Consider the following 16,954-nt stretch of genomic DNA (forward strand, 5'->3'; position numbering starts at 1 on the left):
GAGGAAATGCTGTGTTGCAAAATCAAATGAATAAAGAAGTGAAGGAATGGAAAGGGAAATGGATCGAACCGGTCCAAGCGACGATCATGGAAGAGCCGGTTTTTACGCTGCAGGAAATGTTTTCCGGAAAAATCCTGCCGCAAGCGCCGGTAGAGGAACGGCTGCATCCTGTGCAATTGTTGAAGAAGATCTTCACCACAGCGCAGGGGAAACAAGTCGCAAAGGCGACGCTGACGCTGACGGCGCACGGGATTTACACGGCCAAGATAAATGGGCGGAAAGTGACGGCTGCCTTGTTCACGCCTGATAATACCGCTTACGACAAATATTTGCAGTATCAGGAGTATGATGTGACCGACCACTTGTCAGAAGAGAATGTTTGGACCGTCGCTTTGGCTGACGGTTGGTACGGCGGTCGCGTAAGCGTCAACGGCGGCAGCGCGCAATTCGGGAACAAGCTGGGGATATTGGGGGAAATCGAAATCTCCTATACTGACGGCACGACCGAATGCATAGGAACCGACGAACAATTCGTATCCACTACCGGAAAGTATATATACAGCGACATATTCATCGGCGAAAAACAGGATCTGAGCTTAGTATCGGCTGATTGGGAGACGAGCGTCGATGTGGCAGGCTTGGAAAACGTTCAGGAATCGGACTATCCTTTCGACAACCTGGTCCCGCAAAAAGGCGCCTACGTCAAAGCCCAGGAAAAGCTCGAGCCAATCGCGATATGGAAAGAGGGCGTTGCTCAGATCATCGACTTCGGCCAGGTGATCGCGGGACGCGTGCGCTTGGAAATCGATTTGGCAAAAGGGCAGGAAATCGTGCTGGAGCATAGCGAAGCGTTGAACGAAGCGGGGCTGTTCTTCAACAACATCGTCGGCCGCAACAAGGATCAGCGCGACGTCTACATCGGGCGGGGGCAACAAGAAAAGTTGGAGCCGGATTTCACATTCCACGGCTTCCGTTACGTCCGTTTGAACGGATACGACGGTGTTCTGGATAAATCAATGCTGAAGGCGATCGTACTGCATACAGATATGCAGAAGACCGGCAGCTTCCGGACGGATAATGAAAAAGTCAACCAGCTGCTGCACAACATCGAGTGGAGCCAGAAGGGCAACATGCTGTCGATTCCGACCGATTGCCCGCAGCGCGAACGGGTTGGCTGGACCGGCGACATGCAGGTGTTCGCCCCGACAGCGACTTTCTTCATGGATGTCTACGACTTCATCGGTCGCTGGCTGGACAGCGTCAGGGCAGATCAGCTGGAAAACGGCGAAGTGGTCGATTACTCCCCGGCGCCGAGCGATTATTTCAACCTGCCGTCCCTGACCGGCACCCATTCGTCGGCAGGTTGGGGCGATGCGATCATCCTGGTTCCGTGGACGCTCTATCAGCGCTATGGAAATAAGGGAATCCTGGCCGAGAACTATGCGGCAATGCTCAAATGGCATGCGTTCAGCAAAGCAAGCGCGGCCGGAGACAAAGCGGGGAATGCACGTTATCTCTGGGATACCAAGTTCCATTTCGGCGACTGGATGTTCCCGAGCTACATGATCGGTCCGGATTTCAAAGGGCCGATTGCGACTTCGGAAGCGACGAAGGAAATTTTCGGCACAGCCTTTTTGGCCCATTCCAGCGCGTTGCTGGGCGACATCGCCGAAGTCCTCGGCCAGGATGAAGCGGCTGCGGAATACCGCGCTTATGCGGAAAAGGTCAAGGCCGCGTTCGAGGAGGCCTACTGGCAGAACGGCCTCCTGCAGGTCGATCTGCAGGGCTGCTATGTGATTGCGGTCGCGTTCGATATGCTGAGCGGATCCGCCAAGCAGTCGGCGGTGAAGCGCTTGGTCGAATTGGTGGCGGCCAACGGCAACCGTTTGGATACCGGCTTCTTGTCGGTTCCGTATTTGCTGGATGTCTTGGTAGATAACGGAGAAGAGGAGGCAGCCCGCCGCGTGTTCCTGCAGGAAGAATGTCCGTCCTGGCTGTATGAAGTGAACAATGGCGCGACGACCATCTGGGAATCGTGGGCAGGTATCCAGCCCGACGGCAGAGTGGGCGACCATTCCTTCAACCACTACGCTTTCGGCTGCGTGGGCGACTGGATGGTCCGCAAGATTGCCGGGCTGCAGGTGAAGGAACCGGGATTCAAGCAGTTCTACGTCACCCCGAACACGCGCTTAGGCATCGAAGCCTTCGAGTTGGCGTACGAAACGGCTTACGGCTCGATCGAAATCGTTCTGCAGGAAAACCAGCTGACGGTACGCGTACCGGAGCAGACACGCGCCTTCGTCAAGCTACCGGCTGGCGAAAGAGAATTGATTGGCGGCAGCTATACTTTCGACCTGCAAGAGCCCGTAGCGGTCCCTACGATCGGCTGACCAACCCGAAACAAAAACACTAGTCATCCAGCAACAAAACCATTTCCGCATCAGGGGCGGGTTGTCGCCCCAGAGCGGAATCCAATTTGAAAAACGAAAGGGAAGAGATGTAATGAAAAAGACAAAATTGAAGGTTGGCATTTTGAGCATGACTTTGTTGAACCTGAGCGCCTTGGTAATCACGAGCGCTTTCGGAGCAATCATGGCATCGTTTCCGGGTGAACCGATTTCGAAAATCCAGATGATCGGCACAATCCCTGGGTTGGGTTCTATGCTGATCACGTTGGTGGTAGGGGTTTTGGCGATGCGCATCCCCAAGAAATTCTTGGCGCTTATCGGTATCCTCTGCGTCGCTTTGGGCGGGTTGCTGCCGCTTGCTTTTCACTCAACTGTAAACGCTTTACTCGTGTGCGCACTGATCATGGGAATCGGCTTGGGCTTCATCGGCACGATCAATCCGATGCTGATTTCCATGTATTTTGACGGGGAAGAGCGCGCCTCCTTGATGGGCGTCGGGACGGCCATCAACTCGATCGGCCTGATGGTCATGATGATTGTCGGTAGCACGCTCGGGGCACAAAATTGGGAAAACACCTATCTGGTTTTCCTGCTTGCTTTGCTGATTTTCTTCGTGGTGATGCTGTTCCTGCCGTTGGATAAAGTGGAAACGCAAAACGGTAACGCAGGCCACGCGCATGGTCCGCAGGGCAAACCGTCGCTCCTGTCCGTATTCAAGGACATGAACAAGTATGTGCTGTGGGTATCTTTATTGGCGTTTGCAATTTCATTCCTTTATACGATCTATCCGAGCAACTTGTCGCTTGTCATCGCGCAAAAGAATTTCGGCGGAACCGCCATTACCGGGCTCGTTAATGCGCTCGGCACGGTCGGTGGCCTAATCGCCGGCTTTACGATCAGCCGCATCAACCGCGTCCTGAAAGACAAATCGATCGCAATCGGCTTCATTTTGATTGCCGTATCCTATCTTTTGGTCTGTTACGCACAAAATATCGTGATGATAGTATTGGGTGCCGGCCTGTCCGGTATCGCGATGGCCATGATCTACTCGACCATCCCGTTCTACGTTTCCATCATCGCAAAACCGTTCCAAATCGCGATCGCAATGTCCATCTTCCAATTCCTGAACGGACTGGGTGGCATCATTTCCCCAATCGTGCTGGCCGGATTGGGCGTTGCCTCGGGTCCGAGCGCCGTCCTTTTCGGAGCGATCTGCTGCTTCGTGATCGGCTTCGGCCTGCTCGTCATCAATTTTGGCAAGAACGCTTTGGCCAACAGGTATGAACACCAGGCAGTCGAGGCAGATGCGGTACTGGATGAAGCACAAGCATAAAATTTAGGGCTGGCCGGAGCATCCGGCCTTAAAGAGCAGTCTACCTCCGGCGAAGCCGTGCGTCCCCGGAGGTAATGCTGGCAAATGATGCATCAACTTCGGCGAGGGTTGCTTCACCGGAGAACGCGGCAGAAAAGAAGCGCCACCTCCGATGAAGGCAGTGTTCACCGGAGAACAAATAAATTCGAAACTAGTAACGAAATCCACAACAGAAAATTAACAGAGTAAAGAGCCCCGCTGAGCAGCTGATCATACCGATCCAGCCTGTTCAGCGGGGTTCTTTCGTTTTCAAACAAATGTCATTAATCCCGGGAAATGAGATTTGTTGAATTTTAGGAGCGGTGGTGATTCAAGGTAAATGTTTGGCCGGAGGATCCGGCCGCAAAGGGCACCGTACCTCCGGCGAAGCCGTGCGTCCCCGGAGGTAATGCTGGGAAGTGATGCACCATCTCCGGCGAGGGTTGGCTCGCAGGAGGACAGCGCCCCAAAGACGCGCCAGCTCCGACGAAGCCGCTTCTCATCGGAGCTGCCGACCAAACTAAGCCTAGACATATCCAAAAGCACTCTAATACAATTATTTGTTGCATCCTAACGTGCATCCGCATACAATGGGTGTGCAACTTTAGACAGTTTTTGTTCAATAACCGCCATATTTTTCGTTTGGATTGCTTGTTATTATTAACTCATCAAATGAAAGCGATTCATAATTTCGAAAAGGTGGTAAAGTAATGGTGATAACTGAACAATTATTTGTGACGAAGGAATTGGTCGAGTCAAAAATCGATTTGTTGATCGAGAATCTGACGACCATCAAAGATAACAGCGGAGAGTTCCTGTTGGACTTCGACGGACTGAAAGTCGACGACAAAAGCTGGACGATCTGGAATTGGCCGCAAGGGGTCGGCTTGTACGGCATCTATAAAAATTATCGCAACACAAAAAATCCGCGCTCGTTGGCGGTCGTAGAAGAATGGTTCGAAGCGCGGATGGCCGAAGGAGCGCCGCCGAAGAACGTGAACACGATGGCGCCGCTGCTGACGATGGCGTATCTGTACGAAGACACAAAAGACTCGCGCTACTTGCCTTACCTGGAACAATGGGCGGAATGGGTCATGAAGGATATGCCGCGGACGAACGAAAACGGACTGCAGCACGAAACTTACGGACCGTCGAACACGAACCAGCTGTGGGATGACACCTTGATGATGACCGTATTGCCGCTGGCGAAAATCGGCGTTTTGTTGGACCGTCCCGAATACCTGGAGGAGGCGCGTTACCAGTTCCTGCTGCACATCAAATTCCTGATGGACAAAAAGACGGGGCTTTGGTACCATGGCTGGACTTTTGAAGAAAATCACAATTATGCCGAAGCATTCTGGGCGCGAGGGAATTGCTGGTTGACAATCGCGATTCCGGAAATCATCGAGATTTTGGACTTGCGCGAAGGCGATGCATTCCGTGAATTCTTGATCCAAACATTGGAAGCGCAGGCAAAAGCGATTGCGGAACTTCAGAATGAATGCGGTTTATGGCACACGCTATTGGACGATCCGACTTCCTATATCGAATCATCCGCGACAGCTGGTTTTGCTTACGGCTTGTTGAAAGCGGTACATAAACGTTACTTGCCGCAGGAATACAAAGAAGTCGCCTACAAAGCCATCAGCGGTCTGTTGGAACAGATCGACGAAAACGGCGAAGTGCAGAACGTGTCGGTCGGAACCGGCATGGGCGATTGCTTGGAATTCTACAAGAACATCGACAAAACGGCGATGCCGTACGGACAATCATTGACAGTATTGTGCTTGACGGAACTTCTCGTTTCATACTGCTGATCATACAGACAAGGGAGAAAGATCATGAAGAAGAAACATTTATTATCAGTTGTTTTGATGTCCGTACTTGGCAGCGGCTTGTTGGTAGGTTGCGGAAACACAGAATCATCCGCCGATGATGCGATCGTGCTGCGCTATGCCTATGCCAGCAATAGCCAACCGGTTATCGATTCGATGAAGGAATTCGGTCGTCTGATCGAAGAAAAGACCGATGGCGAAGTGGTTGTTGAGTATTTCCCGGACGGCCAGCTCGGCGGTGAAACCGAACTGATCGAGTTGACGCAAACCGGCGGGATCGACTTCACGAAAGTCAGCGGATCCGCTTTGGAAAGTTTCTCGAAAGATTATTCCATTTTCGGGGTGCCCTACATTTTCGACAGCGAGGAGCATTTCTACTCAGTCATGGAAGATCCGGAAATCATGGATGGCATCTATAATTCGACAGCCGAGCTTGGTTTTGTTGGTTTGACCTATTACGATTCCGGACAGCGCAGCTTCTATATGACGGACGGCCCAATCAATACGCCGGACGATTTGAAAGGCAAAAAGATCCGCGTCATGCAGAGTGAAACGGCGATCAAAATGGTCGAGCTGCTCGGCGGGTCCCCTGTTCCGATGGGAAGCGGTGAAGTCTACACGTCGCTCCAGTCGAACCTGATCGACGGTGCCGAAAACAATGAATTCGTTTTGTTTACAGCCGGGCACGGAGGTGTCGCGAAGTACTATTCCTATGATGCCCATACGCGTGTTCCCGATGTCGTGATCATGAACGATTCCGTGAAAGAACGCTTAAACGACGAACAGTATGAAGCAGTTCTGGAAGCGGCTGAAGAGTCGACGGTGTACGAGAAGAGCGTATTCAAGGAAGCGGTCGAGAAAGAAAAAGAAACAGCAGTGGCAGAATACGGCATCATTTTCAATGAAGTTGACATCGCACCTTTCCAGGCAGCGGTCCAACCATTGCACGAGACATTCAAAAACAATGAAACGTACAGCGAATTGTATCAGCTGATTCGCGCGCACGCAGAAGAAGAGTGAGGAAACCGACATGGAAAAAATCAGAATGACGCTTGATAAACTGCTGGAGTTGGTCTGTTCCGCCATTTTCGTGGTCATGATTGCTACGGTACTTTATCAAATCTTTACAAGAACGGTTTTGAACAATCCGAACACAATGACAGAGGAATTTGTCCGCTTTGGATTGGTTTGGCTATCGATGCTGGCGCTGGCCTATGTCGTCGGCAAGAGAAGTCATATGTCGGTGACCTTATTGAGCGATAACCTGAATGAAGCAAATAAGCGAAAATTGGAAATTGTTGTTCAAGTATTGTTTTTGATTTTCGCTGCACTCATCATGGTCTACGGAGGTTGGAAAGCCATGTCTGTCACGATGGGTCAGATTTCACCGTCACTCTCCATTCCGATGGGTTATGTGTATCTGGCTGTTCCGATTGCAGGTGTCTTCATGTTCATCTATAGCTTGTTGAATCTGTTGCAAGGCAAGGATTCGGTTGAGAATGCAGAAGAAAGCGGGGAAATGTAATTATGGCTTTACAGGCAGGTTTGATATTATTCGTCGTTTTTGTGATCTTGCTGATTGTCGGGATGCCGATTGCGATCAGCATCGCGGTCTCCTCAATCGCTACATTGCTTTTGGTTGTTCCCTTTGATATTGCCGTCTTCACTTCCGCTCAGAAAATGGTCTCCAGTCTGAACAGTTTCTCGCTCGTCGCCATTCCGTTCTTTGTGCTCTCGGGCATCATCATGAATAATGGTGGAATCGCCGAGAAGCTAGTCAACTTCGCGATGCTGTTCGTTGGGCGCATCCCAGGCGGCTTGGCGCATACAAACGTGCTGGGGAATGCTTTGTTCGGTTCCATGTCCAGCTCCGCAATTGCGGCTTCTACCGCTATCGGTGGGGTATTGATCCCGCAACAAATCAAAGCGGGTTATGATCGGAAATTCGCGACAGCCGTGAACATCGCGTCCGCTCCTACCGGGATGGTCATTCCGCCGAGCACGGCATTCATCATGTTTTCATTGGTAGCAGGTGGAGCTTCCATATCTTCGCTGTTCTTGGGCGGATATCTCGTAGGGGCGCTGTGGAGTCTGGCTATCATGCTCGTTGCCTATTTCCACGCTAAAAAACATAATTATAAGACCATCAGCGGCGTCAACAGAAAAGAAGCCTTCAAGGTCCTGAAGGAAGCGATCCCGAGCGTGATGCTGATCGTGATCATCATCGGCGGGATCCTGACCGGTATTTTCACGGCCATCGAAGCTTCCGCCATCGCTGTAGCCTATTCTTTATTGATTGCGATGTTCTTCTATAAAACGGTAACAGTCAAGGATTTTTATCCGATGCTGAAGGAAGCGGTGCTGACGACCGGAGCGATCACGTTCCTGTTGGCGACTTCTTCGATGATGTCCTTCGCGATGGCCTTCACCGGCATCCCGCAAGCGATCAGCGCGGCAATCTTGGGCTTGACGACCAATAAATTCCTGATTCTGTTGCTGGTGAACATTGCCCTGCTGATTGTCGGCATGTTCATGGACGTCGGTCCGGCAATCCTGATCTTCACACCGATCTTCCTGCCGGTCATGACCAGCATCGGCGTCGATCCGGTCCACTTCGGATTGTTCGCAATCATGAACTTGTGCGTAGGCTCGATCACACCACCGGTCGGAACCGGATTGTACGTCGGGGCCAGCGTCGGCGGCGTCAAAGCCGAGCAGATGCTCAAGCCGTTGGTGCCGTTCTACTTGGCGATCCTGGCTGTGCTGTTCCTCATCACGTATTTCCCTGGCTTGGTGATGTGGCTGCCGAACATGGCGGGGTAAGACACTATGCTGAATTTTACGATCCGCGGCCATGACCTGTCCGGTGTGGAAACCGTGCAGGAGCTGGCCAAGCAAACGAAAAAACAAGGTATCCACAATCTGCAGTTGGCGCTGGGCATGTCCTTTCCGGACCTGCCTTCCGGAGCCGGCAACCTCAACCCGGGCATGGGGGCGGCAATCAGACGCGAACTGGCCCAAGCGGATGTACAGGTCGGAATCTTGAGCTGCTACGTCAATATGATCCATCCTGATGCGGAAATCCGCGAAGGGCTGTTGCAAAAATTCGAAAGCTACCTGCGCCATGCCCGCTATTTCGGGGCGGCGATGGTCGCCTCCGAGACCGGCTGCGTGCTGCCGGAAATCCGCTATACCCAAGACAACTTCAGTGATGCAGCTTTCGCCGACATGGTCGGCGTCATCCGCCGGCTCGTGAAGTCTGGCGAAGAAGCAGGCATGCTGGTGGGCATCGAGCCCGGCTTGAATCATCCGCTCTATTCATTGGAGCGGGTGGAGCAACTGCTGGATGCGGTGGAATCGGATTATCTGGGGATCATTTTGGATCCCACGAATCTGATTACGAGCGAAGATTATCAGGAGCAGGTTGCCTTGGTCGAGAAGGCCTTCGAACGGTTCGGAGACAAAATCGTAGCTGTGCACCTGAAGGATTATACAATAGAAGAAAACCAAATCATCCCAGTCAACCTTGGGGAAGGCCTGATCGATTACGCAGCCATAACGGCAATCATTGCCAAGCACAAGCCACTTTCCTACGTCGTCCTCGAAGAAACCAAGGATGACCATATCGTAAAGGCGCTGCAGCTGTTGGAAGCAAGCGAAGCCAAACCATAATTTCATTTATATATAGAAGAAACGCACGCAAGAAAAGGTGAGGAGAATAGCCATGAACACCGATAAGCAACTAAAAAAATCCTCCAACGTGAATACGATGGCTTCCGATCAGTACGAAGTCTATCACGTGAAGGACGTCATCAGCCAGGAGAAGACGCTCTACCACTATCATGATTATTATGAAGTGCATGCGACTTTGGAAGGGGAAGCCACGTTCTATTTGGACGGCAAACAGTTCGATATCGAAGCAGGGACGATTCTCCTCATCCATTACAATGACCTGCACCGGATCGTCAAGCAGAATACGGACCTTTGTGAGCGCGTCTACATCTTTTTGACGCCGGAATTTCTGCAGGGCAGTTCCACGAAATGGACGAATCTGGAGGAATGTTTCAGTGGGGGCGGCGAACGCCGCAGCAAGGTCCTCAAGATTGATGCCGATTTGTTGCGGCAAAAGCTTTCTTTCATCGACCATCAGCCGGATGCTTCGATCTACGGATCGGACATCAAGTACGAACAGAACCTAATCGAGTACCTGGTATTTTTGAATCAGTTGGTGCAGTCGGAGGAGAACGAAGAGGAGCCGAAAGTTATTGTGCAGAACGAGCGGATCGAGAAGATGATCGACTATATTTCCGCGAACTTGAGCAATCCGTTGACGCTGGAGGAGATGGAAAAGAATTTCTTTGTGTCGAAATACTACATCACGCGCGAGTTCAAGAAGCATACGGGCTTCACGTTCCATCAGTTTGTGATGAAGAAAAAGCTGCTTTACGCGAAGCAGTTGCTGAAGACCTACCAAAGTTCGAATGTCGTCTACAATCAATGCGGCTTCGCTTCGTATCCGCATTTCCTGAAGGCCTTCAAAAAGGAATTCAGCATGACGCCGAAAGAGTTTTTGGCGAAGAATAAAGAGAACCAGAAAATCCATTATGAGCATTTTGAAGCCTGAACTTAGGTTAGGGAGAGGAGGAAAGGCATGATCAAAAAAGCTTTCGCTATGAAAATCTATCCCGATCAGCACGAGGAATACCAGAAGCGCCATGACGAGCTCTGGCCGGAAATGCGCGAGATGCTGAAGGCGCACGGCGCTAAACAGTATTCGATCTTCCTTAATCCGGAGTCGAGCGAATTATTCGGCTACCTCGAGATCGAAGACGAAGAGCGCTGGGCGGAAACCGCCGCCACTGCCATCAACCAAAAATGGTGGCACTACATGGCGGACATCATGGAGACCAATCCGGACGAATCGCCGGTGTCAAAAGAACTAGTGCAAGTGTTTGAGTTGTAATAGAAAAATAGAAAGTGGGAGTCGGATGAAACGCGTATCCATTTTGAATCGTTTGGAAAAAACAGGGGTCGTGGCAGTCGTCCGCGGCGCCACGAAGGAAGAAGCACTGAAGGCCAGCCACGCAATCGTCGCGGGCGGTCTGAACGGCATCGAATTGACATTCACGGTCCCGAACGCGGATGAAGTCATCCGCGAACTGGCGGCGTTCTACAAGGATCAGTCGGAAGTCGTGGTCGGAGCGGGGACGGTGCTGGATGCCATCACCGCCCGCCTGGCGATACTGGCCGGAGCCGAGTTCATCGTCAGCCCGAACTTCGATAAAGAGACGGCTGAATTATGCAATCTGTACCAGATTCCGTATCTGCCGGGTTGCATGACCATCACGGAAATGAAGGAGGCGCTGAAAAGTGGTGCCGACATCATCAAGTTGTTCCCGGGCAGCGCCTACGGTCCGAGCATCATTTCCAGCTTCAAAGCGCCGATGCCGCACCTGAACCTGATGCCGACTGGCGGCGTCAGTCTTGCGAACATGCAGGAATGGTTCGATGCCGGCGTCATCGCGGTCGGTGTCGGCGGCAACTTGCTGGCACCAGCCGCGACCGGTGACTTCGCTAAGGTGACCGAAGTGGCCAGACAGTATGCGGATAAGTTCGCGGAGATCAAAGGGAAGTAAAAGGTCAAAGGAAAGTCTGCAAGATTATATATGAAACAACACGAAATACAAAACAAAGGGGATCATCACATGCAAAACATGGAAACACGTTATACACACAGTCCGGAGGATATCCGTCACTATTCGACAGAACAACTGCGCAAGGAATTTCTGGTCGAGAAAGTATTCGTACCGGGCGCAATCAGCCTGACGTATACCCACAATGACCGCATGATCTTCGGCGGCGTCACTCCAACCGATAAAGCATTAGAAATCGTCCTGGACAAAGAATTGGGCGTCGATTACTTCCTCGAGCGCCGCGAGATGGGCGTCATCAACATCGGCGGACCGGGCCACATCGAAATCGACGGCGCAAAAGAAGCAATGAAGAAGCAGGACGGCTATTACATCGGAAAAGAAACGCGCCAAGTCGTCTTCACGTCCGAGGATGCAGCGAACCCGGCCAAATTCTACATCAGCTCCGTGCCGGCGCACCACAAACATCCGAACGTAAAAATCAGCATCGACACCATCACGCCGATGGAAACCGGCGAACCATTGACGCTGAACAAGCGCAAAATTTACCAGTACATCCACCCGAATGTCTGCGAAAGCTGCCAACTGCAGATGGGCTACACGATTTTGGAGCCGGGCAGCTCGTGGAACACGATGCCGACCCACACGCACGAACGCCGAATGGAAGCCTACGTCTATTTTGACATGCAAAAAGACACACGCATTTTCCACATGATGGGCAAACCGGATGAAACGAAACACTTGGTCATGGGAAATGAACAGGCTGCGATTTCACCAAGCTGGTCCATCCACTCCGGCGTAGGGACCAGCAACTACTCGTTCATCTGGGCGATGTGCGGCGAAAACATCACGTACACTGACATGGATATGGTTCCGATGGACCAATTAAAATAAACGAAAAAGAAAGAGGGATACGTATGGATTTTACAATGGATATGTTCCGTTTGGACGGAAAAGTGGCACTCATCACAGGTGCGGTATATGGGATCGGCTTCGAAATCGCGAAATCGTTGGCTACCGCCGGCGCGACGATCGTTTTCAATAATTTGGACCAAAAATCGGTGGATGACGGGATCGCCAACTACAAAGCGGTTGGCATCGAAGCGCGCGGCTATGTCTGCGACGTGACAGACGAGCCAGGCGTGCAAGCAATGATCAAACAGATCAAAGAGGATGTCGGATCCGTGGATATTCTGGTCAACAACGCCGGCATCATCAAACGTACACCGATGATCGAAATGGCCGTGGCGGACTTCCGCCAAGTCATCGATATCGATCTGACTGCACCCTTCATCATGGCCAAAGCCGTGCTTCCGGACATGATCGAAAAAAGAAGCGGCAAGATCATCAACATCTGTTCAATGATGAGTGAGCTTGGCCGTGAAACCGTCAGCGCCTATGCAGCCGCTAAAGGCGGATTGAAGATGCTGACAAGAAACATCGCTTCCGAATACGGCCAATTCAATATCCAGTGCAACGGCATCGGACCCGGCTACATCGCGACACCGCAGACTGCACCTTTAAGAGAACTGCAGGAAAACGGTGAACGCCACCCGTTCGACCAATTCATCGTCGGCCGCACGCCGGCCGAACGTTGGGGCGAAGCAGTTGATTTGGCTGGCCCATCGATCTTCCTGGCATCCAGCGCATCCGACTTTGTGAACGGACATGTGCTGTATGTCGACGGCGGCATCTTGGCTTACATCGGCAAACAACCTTAAGAGCATATATGTGGGCACCCAGGCCGGTATGGCAGGGGTGCTTTTTTGGGGTTTGGTATTGTATGCAAGCGCCTGATGCTGTAATCGGTTTTCCGGTGAACGGCGCCTCACCGGAGCTGGCAAGCCCGCAGGTCGACAGCGAGGCACGGCTGGCCGGGCATAGCGGAACACCGTCGCCGGCTAACTTGTCCGATAATCCGAAAGAATCGGACAACCGTTGATCAAATTGCCGCTTCAAGAAAGCAAAGTGACAAAAAAGTCATTTCACCCCTTGACTTAGAGTTCAGTTTAAGGTTTATGATGGGTTTATCGTCCGTAACGGACAATCGAAAAGGAGTGTAGATCATATGGCCACAACGACAAAACAAACACCCATCCTGGACCGCATAACGGAACCGATGGATCTGAAAAATATGACGATCGGTGAAATGGAGACTGCGGCTCAGGAGATCCGCGAGCTGGTCATGAATAAAGTCAGCAAGGTCGGCGGACACTTCGGACCCAATTTAGGGGTGGTGGAGATGACGCTGGCATTCCACTATGTATTCGAATCGCCGGTGGACAAGATCGTCTGGGACGTTTCCCACCAATCCTATCCGCATAAGATTTTGACCGGCCGCAAAGCCGGCTTCGAGGAAGGCAGCTTCGATTCGGTCACCGGCTATACCAACCCGAATGAAAGCCCGCACGATTATTTCAACGTCGGGCATACGTCCACATCAGTGAGTTTGGCGGTCGGGCTGGCGAAGGCGCGCGATCTTAAAAATGAAAAAGGAAACGTGGTCGCCGTCATCGGGGACGGTTCCTTGAGCGGCGGTTTGGCCTATGAAGGCTTCAACAATGGTGCCGACTTGGATTCCAATTTGATCGTGGTCGTGAACGACAATGATATGTCGATCGACAAGAACTACGGCGGCATCTACCGCAACCTGGCGGAGCTGCGCGCTTCGAACGGCGAAGCCGCAAACAACCTTTTCAAGGCATTCGGTTTCGATTATTTGTACGTGGAAGACGGCAACGATATGGAGACGATGATTGCCGCCTTCGAAAAAGTGAAGGACAGCGACCATCCGATTGTCCTGCACGTGCATACGGAAAAAGGGCACGGCTATCAAAAGGCGACCGAAGAAAAAATGCGTTACCACTGGCGCACCCCATTCGATCTGGCGTCAGGGGAGGCTCCTGCCGGCCAACCTGGCGAGAGCTATAACGGCATCCTGATGGACTATCTGATTGAGAAGGTCGATAATGAAGATGCACCGATCGTGGCGATCAATGCGGCGATTCCGGGTATGTTCGGGCTGAGCCAATTCCAGGAGCGGCATCCGCACCGGTATGTCGATGTCGGCATCGCTGAGGCGCATTCCGTCACTTTCGCATCCGCCTTATCCGCAGGCGGTGCGCGCCCGGTCGTGTTCCATTCGAGCACATTCCTGCAGCGCGCCTATGATCAATTGACGCACGATTTGGCATTGAATGAAAATCCGGCTGTGATCGTGATCGGAGGCGGAACGATCACAAAAAATGCTGCGACTCATCAAGGTTTGTTTGATATTCCGTTGCTCAGCAGCATCCCGAACATCAAATATTTGGCGCCGACTTCGGCGGAAGAACTGGTGGCGATGATGGATTGGGCACTGACCCAAAAAGAAGGTCCCGTCGCGGTCCGCTTGTCGGCACATGGCGTGATCCATCGCCCGACGGAAACAATCGATTATGCAAAACCGACCTTTGAACAACTGATTGAAGGCAGCAAGGTCGCCATCTTGGCGCTCGGCGGATTTATCGGGCTGGGCGGCAGCGTGCAAGAAGCACTGGCTGCAAAAGACATAAATGCTACGTTGATCAATCCGCGTTTCATCACGAACTATGATGAAGAAATGCTGGAAAATCTGAAGGCCAATCACGACCTGGTCATCACCCTTGAGGACGGCAGCATCGAGGGCGGTTTCGGCGAAAAGATCGCGCGCTATTACGGCGGTTCCAACATGAAGGTGCTGAATTTCGGCGCCCACAAGGAATTCACCGACAACGTCTCCACCGCGGATCTTTATGAACGCTACCACCTGACGCCTGAACTCATTGTCGAAGATATCCTTAAAACATTAGCATAACAATACTTGTACGGCGATCTTTCGCCGAAGAATGACTGATTACAAATAAAAAGTATCGCGGAACAAGTAAAGCTCCGCGATACTTTATTTTTTTTCCTGAAATAGTGAAGCTCCGGCGAAGTCGGCCTCACCGGATAACAAACTTAAAAAACAAGCAAAACGTTAACCAAGAACAATGCGATTATTTTGGGGCGTATACGCAAAAATCGTTAAGGAACTTTCCGGAACTCATGGTATGATAAAGATACTAAGTTAAGCAGGAGGCGATAGAGTGGTAAAGACAAATCCAGTATTGATTGTTTTATTCGGTGCAACAGGTGATTTAGCCCAAAGAAAGTTATATCCTTCATTTTTCCGATTGTTTCGAAGCGGTGCGTTGGCAGAACGTTTCGCAGTTATCGGGACGGCAAGAAGAGAGTGGAGCGACGAGCATTTTCGGGATGTGGTTTCGGAATCGATTCAATCATTCCAACCGACAGAAGCGGAAAAAGCTGCTTTTTTAAGCCACTTTTACTATCGTGCCCATGATGTTTCCGATGTGGCACATTACGTTCGTCTCAAAGAACTGGCTGACGAATTGGATGCCCGATATGATTTGGACCAGAACCGGATGTACTATCTGGCGATGGCACCGCAATTTTTCGGACCGATCGTGACGCATCTGAAAGGTCAGCAGATCGTGACGGATAAAGGATTCAACCGCGTCGTCATCGAAAAGCCATTCGGAATGGATTATGCATCAGCCGAAAAATTGAATGATCAAATCACGCAAGTGTTCCCGGAAGAGGATATTTTCAGGATCGACCATTATTTGGGCAAAGAAATGATCCAAAATATTTTGGCCGTGCGTTTGACGAATCCGTTCCTTGAACCCTCGTGGAATCGTGAGTACATCGAAAATGTTCAGATCACTTTTTCCGAAGAATTGGGCGTGGAAGAGCGCGGCGGCTACTACGACCATAGCGGGGCCTTGAAGGACATGGTCCAAAATCATATTCTGCAAGTGTTGTCCTTGCTGGCGATGGAACCTTTAGCTTCCGTATCGGATGCAAATATCCAAACAGCCAAGATCAAAGCACTGAATGATGTGCGCGTCTATTCCCCTGAAGAAGTACGCGAAAACTTCGTCAGAGCGCAGTATGCGGCAGGTCGTTTGGGTGATCAGGGATTTGTTGGGTACCAGGAAGAGCCGAATGTCGCAAGCGATTCGAAGACGGAAACCTTTGTAGCCGGGAAATTCATGGTGGATAATCCGCGCTGGAACGGGGTGCCTTTCTATGTGCGAACCGGAAAACGCCTGACCGAAAAAGGAACGCGCGTCAATATCGTTTTCAAAAAAGTTCCCGTTAACCCATTTGATGCTGAAAAAGAAGTCCCAGCAAATGATCTGACCATTTATATCCAGCCGACAGAAGGCTTTGCTTTGACAATGAACCGTAAAGAAATCGGACAGGGATTCAATACGCAGCCGATCAAATTGGAGTACCGCCATGACAGCGAAATGATGGAGAATACGCCGGAAGCGTATGAACGTCTGACCTATGATGTGATTTTGGGGGATGCAACCAACTTTGCGCGCTGGGAAGAAGTTGCACAATCCTGGAGAATCGTCGATGCAATCCGCGAAACGTGGGACAGCGAAGATACCGAGATTCCGAAGTATGCGGCAAGGACAATGGGACCAAAAGAAGCATTTGATCTGTTGGAAAAAGAAAACCACCAGTGGGCCTGGAGACCGGATGGATGGTACCGTGAGCGTGGGTTGTTGAAGGGATAAAACCGGTGTTGAGCACGTGTTTATTGTGACCGGGCTTGCTCTCGTCCGGTGAAAGGCTGCCTGGCCGGAGGAGAGTCGAGATACCGGGACTGTTCTC

General features: G+C 51.4%; 14 protein-coding genes. All 14 read left to right on the forward strand.

Annotation, left to right across the window (positions count from 1 at the left end):
* Nucleotides 1-11 precede the first annotated feature (11 nt).
* The 14 genes from C8U37_RS09270 (at nt 12) to zwf (ending at nt 16,857) form a co-directional block, all read left to right on the forward strand.
* On the forward strand, nt 12-2,390 hold the full coding sequence (locus C8U37_RS09270) for an alpha-L-rhamnosidase (RefSeq protein ID WP_245879805.1): 2,379 nt from the start codon (nt 12-14) through the stop codon (nt 2,388-2,390).
* Between the two features lie 112 nt (nt 2,391-2,502).
* Nucleotides 2,503-3,741, forward strand: coding sequence for an MFS transporter (locus C8U37_RS09275; RefSeq protein WP_108032964.1), 1,239 nt, complete (start codon nt 2,503-2,505; stop codon nt 3,739-3,741).
* Between the two features lie 728 nt (nt 3,742-4,469).
* A complete protein-coding gene (gene bglB, locus C8U37_RS09280; protein ID WP_108032965.1) occupies nt 4,470-5,576 on the forward strand; it encodes a beta-galactosidase BglB in 1,107 nt (368 codons plus the stop codon).
* 24 nt (nt 5,577-5,600) lie between these two features.
* On the forward strand, nt 5,601-6,614 hold the full coding sequence (locus C8U37_RS09285; protein WP_108032966.1) for a TRAP transporter substrate-binding protein: 1,014 nt from the start codon (nt 5,601-5,603) through the stop codon (nt 6,612-6,614).
* A gap of 10 nt (nt 6,615-6,624) precedes the next feature.
* Nucleotides 6,625-7,119 (forward strand): TRAP transporter small permease, encoded by a 495-nt coding sequence (locus C8U37_RS09290; RefSeq protein ID WP_108032967.1) that lies wholly within the window; start codon nt 6,625-6,627, stop codon nt 7,117-7,119.
* A 2-nt stretch (nt 7,120-7,121) separates the two neighbouring features.
* A complete protein-coding gene (locus C8U37_RS09295; RefSeq protein ID WP_108032968.1) occupies nt 7,122-8,417 on the forward strand; it encodes a TRAP transporter large permease in 1,296 nt (431 codons plus the stop codon).
* Between the two features lie 6 nt (nt 8,418-8,423).
* Nucleotides 8,424-9,266, forward strand: coding sequence for a sugar phosphate isomerase/epimerase family protein (locus tag C8U37_RS09300; protein WP_108032969.1), 843 nt, complete (start codon nt 8,424-8,426; stop codon nt 9,264-9,266).
* Between the two features lie 97 nt (nt 9,267-9,363).
* On the forward strand, nt 9,364-10,218 hold the full coding sequence (locus C8U37_RS09305; RefSeq protein WP_170100249.1) for an AraC family transcriptional regulator: 855 nt from the start codon (nt 9,364-9,366) through the stop codon (nt 10,216-10,218).
* Nucleotides 10,219-10,245: 27 nt separating this feature from the next.
* Nucleotides 10,246-10,557, forward strand: a complete 312-nt coding sequence (gene rhaM, locus C8U37_RS09310) for an L-rhamnose mutarotase (RefSeq protein WP_108032971.1) — start codon at nt 10,246-10,248, stop codon at nt 10,555-10,557.
* Between the two features lie 25 nt (nt 10,558-10,582).
* Nucleotides 10,583-11,230: a bifunctional 4-hydroxy-2-oxoglutarate aldolase/2-dehydro-3-deoxy-phosphogluconate aldolase gene (locus C8U37_RS09315; RefSeq protein WP_108032972.1), complete on the forward strand. Its 648-nt coding sequence runs from the start codon at nt 10,583-10,585 to the stop codon at nt 11,228-11,230.
* A 69-nt stretch (nt 11,231-11,299) separates the two neighbouring features.
* Nucleotides 11,300-12,139: a 5-dehydro-4-deoxy-D-glucuronate isomerase gene (gene kduI / locus C8U37_RS09320; protein ID WP_170100241.1), complete on the forward strand. Its 840-nt coding sequence runs from the start codon at nt 11,300-11,302 to the stop codon at nt 12,137-12,139.
* A 23-nt stretch (nt 12,140-12,162) separates the two neighbouring features.
* Complete coding sequence (locus tag C8U37_RS09325; protein ID WP_108032973.1) at nt 12,163-12,966, forward strand: gluconate 5-dehydrogenase; 804 nt, start codon at nt 12,163-12,165, stop codon at nt 12,964-12,966.
* 347 nt (nt 12,967-13,313) lie between these two features.
* Entirely contained in the window at nt 13,314-15,080 is a 1,767-nt protein-coding gene (locus tag C8U37_RS09330; protein ID WP_108032974.1) for a 1-deoxy-D-xylulose-5-phosphate synthase, read from the forward strand.
* A gap of 271 nt (nt 15,081-15,351) precedes the next feature.
* Nucleotides 15,352-16,857: a glucose-6-phosphate dehydrogenase gene (zwf, locus tag C8U37_RS09335; protein ID WP_108032975.1), complete on the forward strand. Its 1,506-nt coding sequence runs from the start codon at nt 15,352-15,354 to the stop codon at nt 16,855-16,857.
* Nucleotides 16,858-16,954: the final 97 nt, after the last annotated feature.

Source organism: Trichococcus patagoniensis, from assembly GCF_003051085.1.
GTDB classification, from domain to species: Bacteria; Bacillota; Bacilli; order Lactobacillales; family Aerococcaceae; genus Trichococcus; species Trichococcus patagoniensis.